Below are 12940 nucleotides of genomic sequence, written 5' to 3'. Positions count from 1 at the left end.
CGAGGTAGAATCATGACGAAGCGTGCGCGGGAGTGGGGTTTGCCGCTCCCCGGAACTCCCGGTTCCTTTAACGCCATCACCGACGTGCCCGGCGTGGCGGTCGGCTATAGCACGTTGATCCAGGGCGACGGGCCGCTGGTGATTGGACAGGGGCCGGTGCGCAGCGGCGTCACCGCCATCCTGCCGCGCGGTCTGAAGGCTGTTGGGACGCCCGTCTTCGCAGCCTACCATTCGCTGAACGGCAACGGTGAGTTAAGCGGCTGCCACTGGATTGCTGAAGGCGGGCTGTTGGAAGGGCCGATCGCCATCACCAATACGCATTCCGTGGGTGCCGTCCACGAAGGGGTGCTGCGCTGGGGATTGCAGCAGGGACACAAACGCCTGACCGCTTGGGGTCTACCAGTAGTGGGCGAGACCTATGATGGCGAGTTGAATGATATCAACGGTTTTCATGTCCGCCCGGAGCATGCGATGGCGGCTCTGGACGCAGCTTCCTCAGGCGTCTTGCCGATGGGCAGCCTAGGGGGCGGCACAGGCATGATTTGTTACGGCTACAAGGGCGGTAGCGGCAGCGCATCGCGCCGGGTGCGGGTTTGTGGCGCCGACTACAACCTGGGCGTCTTCGTGCAAGCGAACTTCGGTCGTCGTCGTGAGCTTGTGGTTTGTGGGGTGCCGATCGGTTTGGAACTGGATTGCAGCGACGAGCTCCGTGGAAAGCCCGCGGGTTCTATCATCGGCGTCGTCGCGACGGATGCGCCTTTGTTGCCCCATCAGTTACGCCGTCTGGCTCAGCGCGTCGGGCTTGGTATGGCGCGCTCGGGCAGTATTTCGCACAACGGTTCTGGTGATATTTTCCTGGCGTTTTCGACCGCCAATGCCCAAGCGGCCGCGGTTAGAGACGGCTTTGCGACGGCAACCTATTTGGCAAACGACAGCCTCGACCCGTTGTTCGAAGCGGTGGTCGAGGCCAGTGACGAAGCAATCCTGGACAGCATCTTCGTCAACGAGGACATGACTGGACGAGACAGCAACTTCGTCCCTGCATTGCCGGATTCCGTCGTGCAAAGGGTTCTGGCTCGTGTGGCCCGCTAGACACTGCTGGTGCGGCCGCGTTTAGGATTGAAGAAAGAGTTGTGATGCAAGATCCCCTGGGCGCCTTTATGCCGGACGGCTTGTTCAGTCTGCAGGAAACCGAGGTCGGGCCGCTTGCCGGTTTGACTTTTGCCGTCAAGGACCTGTTTGACGTCGCCGGGCAGGCGACCAGTGCAGGAAATCCGGCTTTTCGTCGTGATCATCCGGAGGCATCCGCACACGCCGCGTCTGTTGCACGTCTCCTGTCGGCCGGCGCGCGATTAATCGGCAAAACCATCACCGATGAATTCGCTTATGGCATGAATGGGATCAATGGCCATTACGGTGCGCCAACTAATTCGGAAGCGCCGGGCCGAGTGACTGGCGGTTCCTCCAGCGGATCGGCAGCGGCTGTCGCCGGTGGCCTCTGCGATTTTGCCTTGGGCAGCGATACAGGCGGCTCAGTCAGGGTGCCGGCCAGCTATTGCGGTCTTTTCGGTCTGCGCCCGACGCATGGCCGCGTGCCTCTAGTAGGCGTCGTACCGCTCGCCCCCAGCTTCGATACAGTAGGCTGGTTCGCCCGTGACGCCGCCCTGCTGGCGCGTATCGCCGCCTTGCTCTTGAATCGCGAGGCAGTCGCGTCCTTTGAACCACGCCGCCTGCTGTTGGCCGAAGATGCCTTTGCCTTGTTGGACCCGGCGGTACGGACCGCGCTCGACCCTCAGGTAAAACGCTTGAAGGACCGCTTCGGGAGTGTGACGGCGATAAATCTCGCGGGACCAATGGGCAACCTGGAGAACCTTCGGGAGGTCTTCCGCCTTATTCAGGCGCGCGAGGCCTGGACGGCGCAGGGAGGTTGGGTCACCCGGCACTGGGAGGATATCAGCCCCGACGTCGCCGAACGTTTCCACCAAGCCGCCGCGGTAACCGATGTGCAAGTCCAGGCAGCTGAAAAGCAACGTGTTGTTTATACCGAATGGTTGAGCGAGCTGCTTCACGAGGGTGCGTTGCTTTGCCTACCCAGCGCCCTGGGTCCGGCTCCGCGCTTGGATCAACCGATAGACTCACTGGGCGAATGGCGATTGAACACCTTGCGCATCTCCTGTGCGTCTCCCTTGGCCCGTACACCGCAGATCAGCCTGCCGGTGGCGCAAGTTGGCGGTTTGCCGATGGGGCTCTCGCTGATGGCACAACAGGGAGGCGACGAGACACTGCTGGCATTTGCCGGGCGCTTCACCCAAACGCCCGAGCCAGGCAGCCAGCTTGATGTTTTCTGATCGGGGCCTCTGTTAATCCCGAATATCCGACGCCTTGTAGCCTTGATAGTAGAGAAGCCCGGTCAAATCGAAATGGTCGAGTTTGAATCTTGCCGCTTCGCGCAAAATCGCCTTGCCGCGGTAGGCAACGCCCATGCCCGCTGAGGTTACCATCGCCAGATCGTTCGCGCCGTCACCGACCGCAACCGCCTCGGAAAGTTGCAGATGATGTTCGCTACAGGCTTCACGCATTGCGGTTAACTTCGCGTTGCGATCCAAAACGGGGTCGCGCACGCTGCCGGTCAGAAGCGCGCCGCTGTGCAGCAAATCGTTGGCGCGCGACTCGTGAAAACCCAAAGCCTCGTGGACTCGATCGGTGAATACTTTGAACCCGCCGGAGACCAACATTGTGTAAGCACCGTGCTGACGCATAGTTTGCACGAGTCGACGGCCGCCCGGATTAACCGTCATCAGCTCTGCCGCCTCTTCCAACAGCGATAGCGGCAAACCTTCCAGCAGCGCAACACGCTGCTTCAATGATTGCTCGAAATCCAACTCTCCGCTCATGGACCGCGCCGTAATTTCGGCGATGGCATCGCCAAGCCCCGCCATTTCCGCGAGTTCGTCGAGCATTTCCTCTTCGATGATGGTCGATTCCATATCGGCAATCAGCAGCCGCTTCCGGCGTCCCGGCACCGGTTGGGCGGCCATATCAACCTCGGAATCCTCCAGTATTCTTCGGGCGTCGGCCTCCGCCTCTTCGGGCTCGATGTGCTCGAAGAAAAGATCGGCCGCTTGCCCTTCGGCCAGCCAGACGATTTGATCGTTGTTGATTTCAAGCGCCTCGGCCACGGCGGAGACTTGCCATTCGGCCAGTGGCGTTCCAAGAAGGGTCAGTACATTGTCCATGGCCGCGCTAGATAGCCGCTGCCGGGTTCTGGAGCAAGTGAGAGATGACGGCTAAGCAGCCGAAAAAGCCAACGCAGGATCGCCGCCCGCCCGCGCTCATTGTGGCCGGCCCGACCGCAAGCGGTAAGTCGGCGCTCGCGCTTGATCTGGCGGAAGCCCTCGACGGTACGGTCATCAACGCGGATGCCTTGCAGCTTTACCGTGACCTGCGCGTGCTATCAGCGCGACCGGATGCCGCCGATGAATCGCGCGCGCCGCATCGGCTATATGGTGTGCTGGAAGCGCGACAAGCCGCTTCGGCGGGCCTGTGGCGCGGTTTGGCGCTTGAGCAGATGGCGGAGGCCAGGGCGCAGGGCCGACTGCCGATCCTCTGCGGCGGCAGCGGCCTTTATATCAAGGCTCTAGTAGAAGGGCTCGCCCCTGTTCCGACGGTGCCTATCGCGGTTCGGGAGGCGGCGGCGGGGGAACTGACGCGGCTCGGCAACGCGGCCTTTCACGCAGCCCTGACTGAAAAGGACCCGGAAATGGGCGCGCGCCTTCGTGCTAGCGACCCGCAACGTATGCTGCGTGCCTGGTCCGTGCTGGAGGCTACAGGGCGCTCCCTGGCAGCATGGCAGGCTCTGCCATCTGGCGATCCGGCACCCTACCGATTCATGATCGTGGTGCTCATGCCGCCGCGCGAAGTCCTTCGGACGCGCTGCGATGAGCGCTTTGAGATGATGCTCGCCCACGGCGCACTTGAGGAGGTCGGTGCACTATTGGCGCGGAACTTGCCGGCCAATCTACCGGTCATGAAAGCCATCGGGGTCCGCGAGCTTGGTGCGTACCTGGGCGGGGCATTGTCGCTGAGTGATGCGACGACGCAAGCACAGGCGGCAACAAGGCGCTACGCAAAGCGTCAAGCGACCTGGTTGCGGACCCAGGTGGGCCTGGAGGGTGAGGGGCGCCTTTTGCTAACTGAGCAATATTCAGAAAGCCACACGCAAAAAATCTTTACGAAAATTCGCGAGTCCCTATTGACCGAATAAACATCTTGGGACTAGTTTGGCGGCTCCCCGCAGGATCGGGGTCGATGACTCAATCTTTGCTTGAGGTTAGCGCCCGGCCACGTGGCCGGGTTCACTTTGTCACATAGGGAACGGAACGATGGCGCAGGAACGAATGACGGGAGCAGCAATGGTGCTGAAAGCCTTGGCGGATCAAGGTGTTGAGCACGTATTTGGCTATCCTGGCGGCGCTGTCCTGCCGATCTATGACGAGTTCTTCAAGCAAAATGCCGTGCGCCATATCCTCTGCCGTCACGAGCAAGGCTGCGTCCATGCAGCCGAAGGGTATGCCCGCTCGAGCGACAAAGTCGGTGTTGTGTTGGTGACCTCAGGTCCCGGTGCAACCAATGCAGTGACCGGCTTGACCGATGCATTGATGGATTCCGTGCCGCTGGTTTGTTTGACGGGGCAGGTGCCGACGCACCTGATTGGCAATGATGCGTTCCAGGAGGCCGATACCACCGGCATCACGCGCCCCTGCACCAAACACAATTACTTGGTGAAAACGATCGAGGATCTGCCGCGCGTTCTGCATGAGGCCTTTTATGTGGCACAAGCCGGTCGTCCCGGCCCGGTGGTCGTCGATCTGCCGAAAGATATCCTTCAGACTCTCGGCAATTACATCGGCCCGGAGAATGTTGAGCGCCGTAGTTATCGCCCGCAGATGGAACCCGATGCCGCACGAGTGGCAGCGGCCATTGAGGCCATTTCAAAGGCAAAACGTCCGATCGTTTATGCAGGCGGCGGCGTCATTAATTCCGGACCGCGCGCCTGTGAACTGCTGGCTCGCTTCGTCAAGATGACCGGCATGCCGATTACCAATACCCTAATGGGCCTTGGTTCTTTCCCGGGCAACGACGAACAGTTCCTGGGCATGCTGGGCATGCACGGCACATATGAAGCCAATCTGGCGATGCATTCCTGTGACGTCATGATTGCCGTCGGTGCGCGTTTCGATGACCGGGTGACGGGACGACTGGACGAGTTCTCGCCCAACTCCATCAAGATTCACATTGATATCGATCCAAGCTCCATCAACAAGAACGTGATGGTGGATATTCCGGTGGTGGGTGATGTGGGCCGCACCCTGGAAGCAATGCTGACCGCTTGGAATGCCGGCAATCACAAACTCGATGCGAAGGCGTCTAAGGTCTGGTGGAAGCAGATTGCGGAGTGGCGCGCCCGGGACTGCCTGCGCTATGAGCAGAAGGGGCCGATTATCAAGCCACAGTACGCCATCCAGCGTCTGCATGAGCTGACGAAAGACCGTGACGTCTACATCACCACCGAGGTCGGACAACACCAGATGTGGGCGGCGCAGTTCTTCCGCTTCGACGAGCCGAACCGTTGGATGACATCCGGCGGTTTGGGTACGATGGGTTACGGCTTCCCCGCCGCCATTGGCGTGCAGGTGGCCCATCCGGAATCCCTGGTGATCGATGTGGCAGGCGAGGCGTCGTTCCTGATGAATATTCAGGAGCTGTCCACCGTCATGCAGTACGGTCTGCCCGTGAAGGTCTTTGTCGTCAACAACCAGTACATGGGCATGGTGCGCCAGTGGCAGGAATTGCTGCACGGCGAGCGCTATTCGGAAAGCTATATGGAATCGCTGCCCGATTTCGTGAAGTTAGCCGAAGCCTTTGGAGCCGTCGGCATCCGTTGCGAGAAACCGGAGGAACTGGACGGTAAAATCTTGGAAATGCTCGCCTGTGATAAGCCGGTCATTTTCGATTGCCTGGTGGCGCGCGACGAGAACTGCTTCCCGATGATCCCCTCCGGCGCCGCGCATTACGAGATGCTGCTGGGGCCGGACGATAAGGCGAGCAAGCCTATTTCCGAGGAAGGTATGGTTCTGGTCTAAGCCTCGCTCGGGCACACAGATTTTCGGAACGGCGTAATAAGCGAGTACAAGAAGGAACCTACAGGCGATGGCGCCGAAGGAAACGACGATTGAATATCGCATAATGGCTGTCCTGGTGGATAACGAGCCAGGCGTTCTTGCGCGGGTGATCGGCCTGTTCTCAGGTCGCGGCTATAATATTGAAAGTCTGACGGTGACCGTCGTCGATCGCGACAAGGGTTTGTCACGCATTAACGTCGTCACGTCGGGAACGCCCATGGTGCTGGCGCAGATCAAAGCGCAGCTTGATCGGTTGGTTCCGGTCCACGAGGTTCGCGACCTTACCAAGGAAGGCCCCTACATTGAGCGGGAATTGGCGCTGGTCAAGGTTCGCTCTACAGGCGAAAAGCGTGTCGAATGCCTGCGGATCGCGGATATTTTTAAAGCTGAGGTCGTGGACGCTGGTTTGGATCACTTCGTCTTTCAGGTGCATCACAGGAGCGATAAGATCGACCGCTTTATCGACCTGATGACCTCGTTGGGTAGCATTGAGATCGCCCGGACCGGTGTGGTCGCCATGGCGCGGGGCCCTGAAATCCTGCACGGCAGGCAAGGGCCGCAGAGCTAGTTCCAGGTCTTGCTGTCGATATCTGGTTCAGGCGCTTTGGAAATGCCCCCAGAGCGTCCAGGCGCCGATCACCATGAAGCCGACACCAGCGATCAGCTTGAGGGGTAGTGCGCTTAGATGCCGCTCCGCCATGCTACCGAGAAGGACCGCCAATCCGGTGGATGCGACCAGCGCCAGGGCGGCGGCGGCGAACACCAACCAGGGCGATCGGTTTTCTTCTGTTGCAAACAGGAGGGTCGCAAGCTGGGTCTTGTCGCCAAGTTCGGCCAGGAATACCGTTAGAAAAATCGTGAGAAAAGCGGGCAGCATGGGACAGATTTCTCCTTGGTGTTTTGCTAATTCGTGAGGGACTCGAATACAAACTTAAAGCCGCGGGCAAGGCACCTTTCTTTCGCGAATGGCAGCTATCGCATAACTTCTGTTGCCTTAGGGGCCCGCATTCCTTAGAACAACAGCGCTTTTCGTGAAGGCATCGGGCCTCACGTTCATATTCCGGGAGGGAAAGGAAAGGGTCATGCGCGTTTTCTACGACCGCGACGCCGATGTGAATTTGATCAAAGACAAGAAGGTCGCCGTTGTAGGTTACGGCAGCCAGGGGCACGCTCATGCCATGAACCTGCGCGATAGCGGCGTTAAGGATGTCCGGGTTTCCTTGCGCGCCGGCTCGGCGACTGCCAAGAAGGCTGAAGCCGCTGGTTTTAAGGTCATGCCGCCCGCTGAGGCTGCAGCCTGGGCCGACGTCATGATGATTCTGACGCCGGATGAGATGCAGGCCGATCTCTACCGCGACGACCTGGAAGCCAATATGAAGAAGGGTGCCGCGCTGCTTTTCGCGCACGGGCTCAACATTCATTTCAAGCTGATTGAGGCGCGCAGCGACCTTGACGTGCTGATGATCGCACCCAAGGGCCCCGGCCACACGGTTCGTTCCGAGTATCTGCGCGGCGGCGGCGTACCTTGCCTGATCGCAGTCGATCAGGACTCCAGCGGCAATGCCCATGATCTGGGTCTGTCCTACGCCTCTGCTATCGGCGGTGGCCGCGCAGGCATCATCGAAACGAGCTTCCGCGAAGAATGCGAAACCGACCTGTTCGGCGAGCAGGTTGTGCTCTGCGGTGGCCTTTCGGCGCTGATCACGGCTGGTTATGAGACGCTTGTGGACGCCGGTTACGCGCCCGAGATGGCTTATTTCGAGTGTCTGCACGAAGTGAAGCTGATCGTCGACCTGATGTATGAGGGCGGCCTCGCCAACATGCGTTATTCGATCTCCAATACGGCCGAGTACGGTGACTACAAGACCGGGCCTCGCATCATCACTGACGAGACCAAGGCTGAAATGAAGCGCGTTCTGAATGATATTCAGGAAGGCCGCTTCACCCGTGACTGGGTGCAGGAGTGCAAAGCCGGTCAGCCTTCCTTCAAGGCGATTCGTCGTCGCAATGCCGAGCATTCGGTAGAGCAGGTGGGTGCCAAGCTGCGTGCGATGATGCCTTGGATTGCGGCCAACAAGCTGGTGGACAAGGAAAAGAACTAAAAGCGAGCCAAGTGCGTGCGGGCCGGTTGACAAGGCCGGGCCGCACGCCTATTTTCCCGGCTCGCTACAGAGGCCTTGGATTCAAGCGTAGGTCCCCGACAGTGGGGCCTTGCACATTTGATTGAGGATCGGACGATGAAGATTCGTAACTCGCTCCGGACCGCGAAGCTGCGGGAAAAGGGCTGCCGTACCGTTCGGCGCCGTGGACGCATCTACGTGATCAACAAGAAGCACCCGCGCTTCAAAGCCCGCCAGGGCTGAGGCGAGAGTTACCGCGCCTCCGGGTTCGCCCCGGATGTGTGGGAGAGTTTTGAAAACCGCGCTGCCCCTAAACGGGCGGCGCGGTTTTCGTTTGTCTGGCCCAACTTGCCCGATTCTTGCCGGTTTCCCGGTGGCTCAAGGATTGACCTAAGCCTTTCCTTCGCACATAGTTATACAAAGTGGTAATACCAATTTGTCGGCCATCAAGAGTCCGCAGGTTGTGACTAGCGAGGAGACGCGCGATGCAGATGCCAGAGGCAGATCAGGCCGTTATTGCCCGTCGGCGGGAGATCGTTTCTGCCTTGCAGAAAATTTTGCCGGGCGAGTGCGTCATCACGGCGGAAGAAGAGTTGCGCGCTTACGAGAGCGACGGCTTGACGGCTTATCGGCAACTACCCTTGATCGTCGCGTTGCCGGAGACCACGGAGCAGGTCAGCAAAGTGATGGCCTATTGCCACCGGGAGGGCATCAAGATTGTGCCGCGCGGTGCCGGCACGGGGTTGTCCGGCGGCGCTTTGCCGTTGGCTGACGCCATTACCCTGGGTCTGGGTAAGTTCAATCGGATACTGGAGATCGATACCGACAATCGAGCGGTGCGGGCGCAACCGGGAGTCACTAACCTCGGCATCACCAAAGCGGTCGAACATGCGGGCTTCTACTATGCGCCAGACCCGTCAAGCCAGATCGCCTGCACGATTGGTGGCAACGTCGCGGAAAACTCCGGCGGTGTTCACTGCCTCAAGTACGGGGTCACGACGAATAACCTGCTGGGCCTTGAGGTGGTGTTGATCGATGGCACCGTACTTCGCCTCGGTGGCAAGCATCTGGATTCTGATGGCTATGATCTTTTGGGCTTGTTAACCGGGTCAGAGGGCCTGCTCTGCGTCATCACCGAAGTGACCGTGCGAATCCTGAAGAAGCCGGAGACGGCGCGCGCCGTGCTGCTCGGGTTCCAGAGTAACGATGCCGCCGGTAACTGCGTCGGTCGGGTCATCGCCGAGGGTATCATACCCGGCGGCATGGAGATGATGGATAAGCCCGCTATTCATGCGGTCGAAGCTTTCGTCAAGGCTGGCTACCCCCTGGATGTCGAAGCTTTAGTGTTGATCGAACTCGACGGCCCTGAGACCGAGGTCGATGAGTTGATCGGCCGGGTGTCCGCCATTGCCCAAGCCGCGGGATCGGTCACTATGCGGGTCTCCGAGAGTGAGGCGGAACGCTTGCTGCTTTGGGCCGGGCGCAAGAATGCTTTTCCCGCCGTGGGGCGTATCTCGCCGGACTATTATTGTATGGATGGCACCATTCCCCGGCACCAATTGCCGGTCGTATTGAATCGCATGGGTGAACTCAGCAAGGAGTACGGCCTGGCCGTGGCTAATGTTTTCCACGCCGGGGATGGCAACCTCCATCCGCTTATTCTCTATGATGCCAACAAGCCGGGAGAGCTCGAACGCTGCGAAGAGATGGGCGCTGAGATTCTGAAGCTCTGCGTCGAGGTTGGCGGCGTGCTGACGGGCGAGCACGGAGTTGGCGTCGAGAAGCGTGACTTGATGGGCACGATGTTCAGCGAAGAGGATCTCAAACAGCAGCAGCGGGTCAAATGCGCCTTTGATCCGGATTCGTTGCTCAATCCCGGAAAAGTATTTCCCCAGTTGCACCGCTGTGCGGAGCTTGGCCGTGTACACATTAGCAGAGGTCAGGTTCGATTCCCCGACCTGCCGCGTTTCTAGGAGAACGGCGGTATGACCGAAACCTTTCGTCCCGAAAGCGATACACAGGTCGCGGAGCTTTTGTCCTGGGCCTTGGCCGAGGAACAGCCGGTTGAGGTTATCGGGCGGGGTAGCAAGCGCAAGCTCGGCCGCGTCACGCAGGCCGCCCACAGCCTTGATCTTTCCGCGTTGTCGGGCATCACGCTGTACGAGCCAGAGGAGTTGGTCTTACAAGCAAGGGCCGGGACCTCACTGGCGGAAATCCAAGCTGCGATTGCTGAGAAAAAACAGGAGCTGGCTTTCGAGCCTTGCGATCTTGGGCCTCTTTTGGGTGGTGAAGAGGGACAGGCCAGCATAGGTGGGGTTCTAGCCTGCAACCTGTCTGGACCCCGTCGCATTAAGGCTGGTGCCGCTCGTGATCACTTCCTGGGCGCCAGCGCCTATTCCGGGCGGGGAACACTCTTTAAGACTGGCGGACGCGTGGTCAAGAACGTCACCGGTTACGATCTCTGTAAGGTTTTGGCAGGGTCTTACGGGACCCTCGCCGTCATGACCGATGTCACGGTGAAAGTCCTCCCAGTCCCCGAGAAGACAAGAACAGTGCTGGTCCGGGGCCTTGACGATGCTGCGGGGTTGCTGGCGATGACACGGGCCCTGACCTCGTCGCATGAGGTCTCCGCCGCTGCCCATCTGCCGCAGGTTATCGCGGCTTGCTCCGGCGTGGGCTATGTTCGTGACAGCGACGGCGGCGTGGCGGCGGTTCGCGTGGAAGGGCCTGCGGGTTCGGTCGCGCACCGCTGCCAGGCGCTGCGAGACCTCTTGGCCGACCTTGGTTCGACCGAAGAGCTGCACAGTCATAACAGCAATAGCTTTTGGCGCGAGGTAAGAGATATCAAGCCCTTCGTCGGTGACGAGCGGGCAGTTTGGCGAATTTCCGTCGCGCCGCAAGCCGGTCCGGCAGTAGCCGCGGCAATAACTGCGCAAGTCGCTGCCGAGCATTTCTTCGATTGGGGTGGTGGCTTGCTGTTGCTGGCAACGCCTGCCGAGGGCGACTGTGCGGCTGCGGTGATTCGTTCGGCGATTGCGGCAGCCGGAGGCGGTCACGCAACGTTGCTGCGCGCACCCGATAACTTGCGTGCCGGGATAGAGGTCTTCCAACCTCAGGATCCGGCGATGGCGGCGCTGTCCCACCGGGTCAAGGAAGCTTTTGATCCAGTGGGTATTCTCAATCCTGGCCGTATGCGCGCCGGAAGCTGAACGACAGGCGTCCAAGGAGAAGCCGCCATGCAAACGAACTTTACTCTGGCACAGCTAGCCGACCCGGATATCGCCGAGGCGAACAGCATTCTGCGATCCTGCGTACATTGCGGTTTCTGCACGGCAACCTGTCCGACCTACGTGCTGCTGGGGGATGAACTGGACAGTCCGCGCGGCCGCATTTACCTGATCAAGGACATGCTGGAAAAGGACCGGCCCGCCGACGAAAAGACCGTCAAGCACATCGATCGCTGCCTCTCCTGTTTGTCCTGCATGACCACCTGTCCCTCGGGTGTGCATTACATGCACCTTGTCGATCAAGCCCGCGGTCATATTGAGGAAACCTATCGGCGGCCTCTGATGGATCGTTTGTTGCGTGACCTGTTGGCCAAGCTTCTGCCTTACCCCAGTCGTTTTCGGTTAGCGCTGAAAGCGGCGTCGCTAGCCCGGCCGCTTGCGCGTCCCTTGGCAAAGCTCCTACCTCAGCGTCTCGGCGCGATGCTGGCGCTTGCGCCGGCCCGTGTTCCTGCGGCTTCTCCAGTTGACCGGCCTCAGGTCTTCCCGGCCGAGGGGACGCGCCGGGCGCGTGTGGCGATGCTGAGCGGCTGCGCCCAGCAGGTGTTGGCTCCGGGGATCAATGAGGCGACGGTTCGTCTTTTGCGCCGTCATGGAGTCGAGGTGGTGATCGCCAATGGTGCCGGTTGCTGCGGCGCGCTGACCCATCATATGGGCAAGGAAGAGCAAGCTTTCGCTTCGGTGAAAGCGAACGTCGCCGCCTGGTCTCGGGAAATGGCGGGCGATGGGCTGGACGCAATTATCATCAACGCGTCAGGTTGTGGCACCACCGTCAAAGACTACGGCTTCATGTTGCGCTCCGATCCCGCGTGGGCAGAGCGGGGGGCAAAAGTCTCGGCGATCACGAAGGATATCACCGAGTTTCTTCATGAGTTCGGCTTGATGGCGCCGGTGATCGATACCGGGTCTTTGACACTGGCCTATCACTCGGCTTGTTCCATGCAACACGGCCAGCAACTAAGCGAACCGCCACGAGCGTTGCTCAGGTCGGCCGGCTTTGCCGTGAAGGAAGTACCGGAAAGCCATCTGTGCTGTGGGTCCGCGGGAACCTACAACATATTGCAGCCCGAACTTGCCGGGAAGCTCAAGGCGCGCAAGATCGCGAACATCGAAAGTACCGGCGCCGACTTAGTGGCTGCCGGAAACATCGGATGCATGACTCAGATCGCCAGCGGATCGGTCCTGCCCATCGTTCATACCGCTGTTCTTCTTGATTGGGCGACCGGCGGACCGCTGCCGGAGGAATTGCGAAACAACCTTTCTGGCAAGATTGAACCTGCTGCCCCTTTACACGCTGCGGAGTAAGGGTTTTAAGATGAGCGCAGGAAGCCGGACCCGTCGGTCCGCCGTGCTC

Annotated in this window: 12 protein-coding genes; 10 read left to right on the top strand and 2 right to left on the bottom strand. The window is 60.0% G+C overall.

The annotated features are described in order from the left end of the window. The first annotated feature begins 12 nt into the window (after positions 1–12). Positions 13–1092: a DmpA family aminopeptidase gene (locus FHR98_RS05025; RefSeq protein ID WP_183415536.1), complete on the top strand. Its 1080-nt coding sequence runs from the start codon at positions 13–15 to the stop codon at positions 1090–1092. A 44-nt stretch (positions 1093–1136) separates the two neighbouring features. Further along, the gene (locus tag FHR98_RS05020) at positions 1137–2348 is read left to right on the top strand and encodes an amidase (protein ID WP_183415535.1); all 1212 of its coding nucleotides are present in this window, start codon (positions 1137–1139) and stop codon (positions 2346–2348) included. Between the two features lie 12 nt (positions 2349–2360). Here the strand turns inward: FHR98_RS05020 and serB are convergent, their stop codons facing one another. After that, complete coding sequence (gene serB, locus FHR98_RS05015; protein WP_183415534.1) at positions 2361–3236, bottom strand: phosphoserine phosphatase SerB; 876 nt, start codon at positions 3234–3236, stop codon at positions 2361–2363. A gap of 44 nt (positions 3237–3280) precedes the next feature. On the opposite strand from serB, the gene miaA reads away from it, so the two are divergent. The 3 genes from miaA to ilvN all read left to right on the top strand — a co-directional run bounded on the left by miaA (position 3281) and on the right by ilvN (position 6750). Next, on the top strand, positions 3281–4264 hold the full coding sequence (gene miaA, locus FHR98_RS05010) for a tRNA (adenosine(37)-N6)-dimethylallyltransferase MiaA (RefSeq protein WP_183415533.1): 984 nt from the start codon (positions 3281–3283) through the stop codon (positions 4262–4264). Between the two features lie 118 nt (positions 4265–4382). Next, positions 4383–6143, top strand: a complete 1761-nt coding sequence (locus FHR98_RS05005; protein WP_183415532.1) for an acetolactate synthase 3 large subunit — start codon at positions 4383–4385, stop codon at positions 6141–6143. Positions 6144–6210: 67 nt separating this feature from the next. Then, entirely contained in the window at positions 6211–6750 is a 540-nt protein-coding gene (gene ilvN, locus FHR98_RS05000; protein ID WP_183415531.1) for an acetolactate synthase small subunit, read from the top strand. 27 nt (positions 6751–6777) lie between these two features. On the opposite strand, the gene FHR98_RS04995 is transcribed toward ilvN, so the two are convergent. Continuing rightward, entirely contained in the window at positions 6778–7059 is a 282-nt protein-coding gene (locus FHR98_RS04995; protein WP_183415530.1) for a TMEM165/GDT1 family protein, read from the bottom strand. A gap of 205 nt (positions 7060–7264) precedes the next feature. Between FHR98_RS04995 and ilvC the strand changes: the two genes are divergently transcribed. The 5 genes from ilvC to glcF all read left to right on the top strand — a co-directional run bounded on the left by ilvC (position 7265) and on the right by glcF (position 12891). Beyond that, a complete protein-coding gene (gene ilvC, locus FHR98_RS04990) occupies positions 7265–8284 on the top strand; it encodes a ketol-acid reductoisomerase (protein ID WP_183415529.1) in 1020 nt (339 codons plus the stop codon). Positions 8285–8419: 135 nt separating this feature from the next. Further along, positions 8420–8545 (top strand): type B 50S ribosomal protein L36, encoded by a 126-nt coding sequence (gene ykgO, locus FHR98_RS04985; protein WP_183415528.1) that lies wholly within the window; start codon positions 8420–8422, stop codon positions 8543–8545. 242 nt (positions 8546–8787) lie between these two features. Further along, on the top strand, positions 8788–10275 hold the full coding sequence (locus tag FHR98_RS04980) for an FAD-linked oxidase C-terminal domain-containing protein (RefSeq protein ID WP_183415527.1): 1488 nt from the start codon (positions 8788–8790) through the stop codon (positions 10273–10275). A gap of 12 nt (positions 10276–10287) precedes the next feature. Continuing rightward, the gene (locus tag FHR98_RS04975; RefSeq protein ID WP_183415526.1) at positions 10288–11511 is read left to right on the top strand and encodes an FAD-binding protein; all 1224 of its coding nucleotides are present in this window, start codon (positions 10288–10290) and stop codon (positions 11509–11511) included. Positions 11512–11538: 27 nt separating this feature from the next. Further along, positions 11539–12891, top strand: coding sequence for a glycolate oxidase subunit GlcF (gene glcF / locus FHR98_RS04970; protein WP_183415525.1), 1353 nt, complete (start codon positions 11539–11541; stop codon positions 12889–12891). Positions 12892–12940 lie beyond the last annotated feature (49 nt).

It is taken from the genome of Limibacillus halophilus (assembly GCF_014191775.1).
GTDB lineage: Bacteria > Pseudomonadota > Alphaproteobacteria > Kiloniellales > CECT-8803 > Limibacillus > Limibacillus halophilus.
Note: the sequence above shows the minus strand (reverse complement) of the source record. Positions and strands in the feature narration are given on the sequence as shown.

Coding starts and splice junctions, on each gene's coding strand:
- FHR98_RS05020 (WP_183415535.1), top strand. CDS start 1,137: ATGCAAGATCCCCTGGGCGCCTTTATGCCGGACGGCTTGTTCAGTCTG.
- ilvN (WP_183415531.1), top strand. CDS start 6,211: ATGGCGCCGAAGGAAACGACGATTGAATATCGCATAATGGCTGTCCTG.
- serB (WP_183415534.1), bottom strand. CDS start 3,236: ATGGACAATGTACTGACCCTTCTTGGAACGCCACTGGCCGAATGGCAA.
- ilvC (WP_183415529.1), top strand. CDS start 7,265: ATGCGCGTTTTCTACGACCGCGACGCCGATGTGAATTTGATCAAAGAC.
- miaA (WP_183415533.1), top strand. CDS start 3,281: ATGACGGCTAAGCAGCCGAAAAAGCCAACGCAGGATCGCCGCCCGCCC.
- ykgO (WP_183415528.1), top strand. CDS start 8,420: ATGAAGATTCGTAACTCGCTCCGGACCGCGAAGCTGCGGGAAAAGGGC.
- FHR98_RS04975 (WP_183415526.1), top strand. CDS start 10,288: ATGACCGAAACCTTTCGTCCCGAAAGCGATACACAGGTCGCGGAGCTT.
- FHR98_RS05005 (WP_183415532.1), top strand. CDS start 4,383: ATGGCGCAGGAACGAATGACGGGAGCAGCAATGGTGCTGAAAGCCTTG.
- FHR98_RS05025 (WP_183415536.1), top strand. CDS start 13: ATGACGAAGCGTGCGCGGGAGTGGGGTTTGCCGCTCCCCGGAACTCCC.
- FHR98_RS04995 (WP_183415530.1), bottom strand. CDS start 7,059: ATGCTGCCCGCTTTTCTCACGATTTTTCTAACGGTATTCCTGGCCGAA.
- glcF (WP_183415525.1), top strand. CDS start 11,539: ATGCAAACGAACTTTACTCTGGCACAGCTAGCCGACCCGGATATCGCC.
- FHR98_RS04980 (WP_183415527.1), top strand. CDS start 8,788: ATGCAGATGCCAGAGGCAGATCAGGCCGTTATTGCCCGTCGGCGGGAG.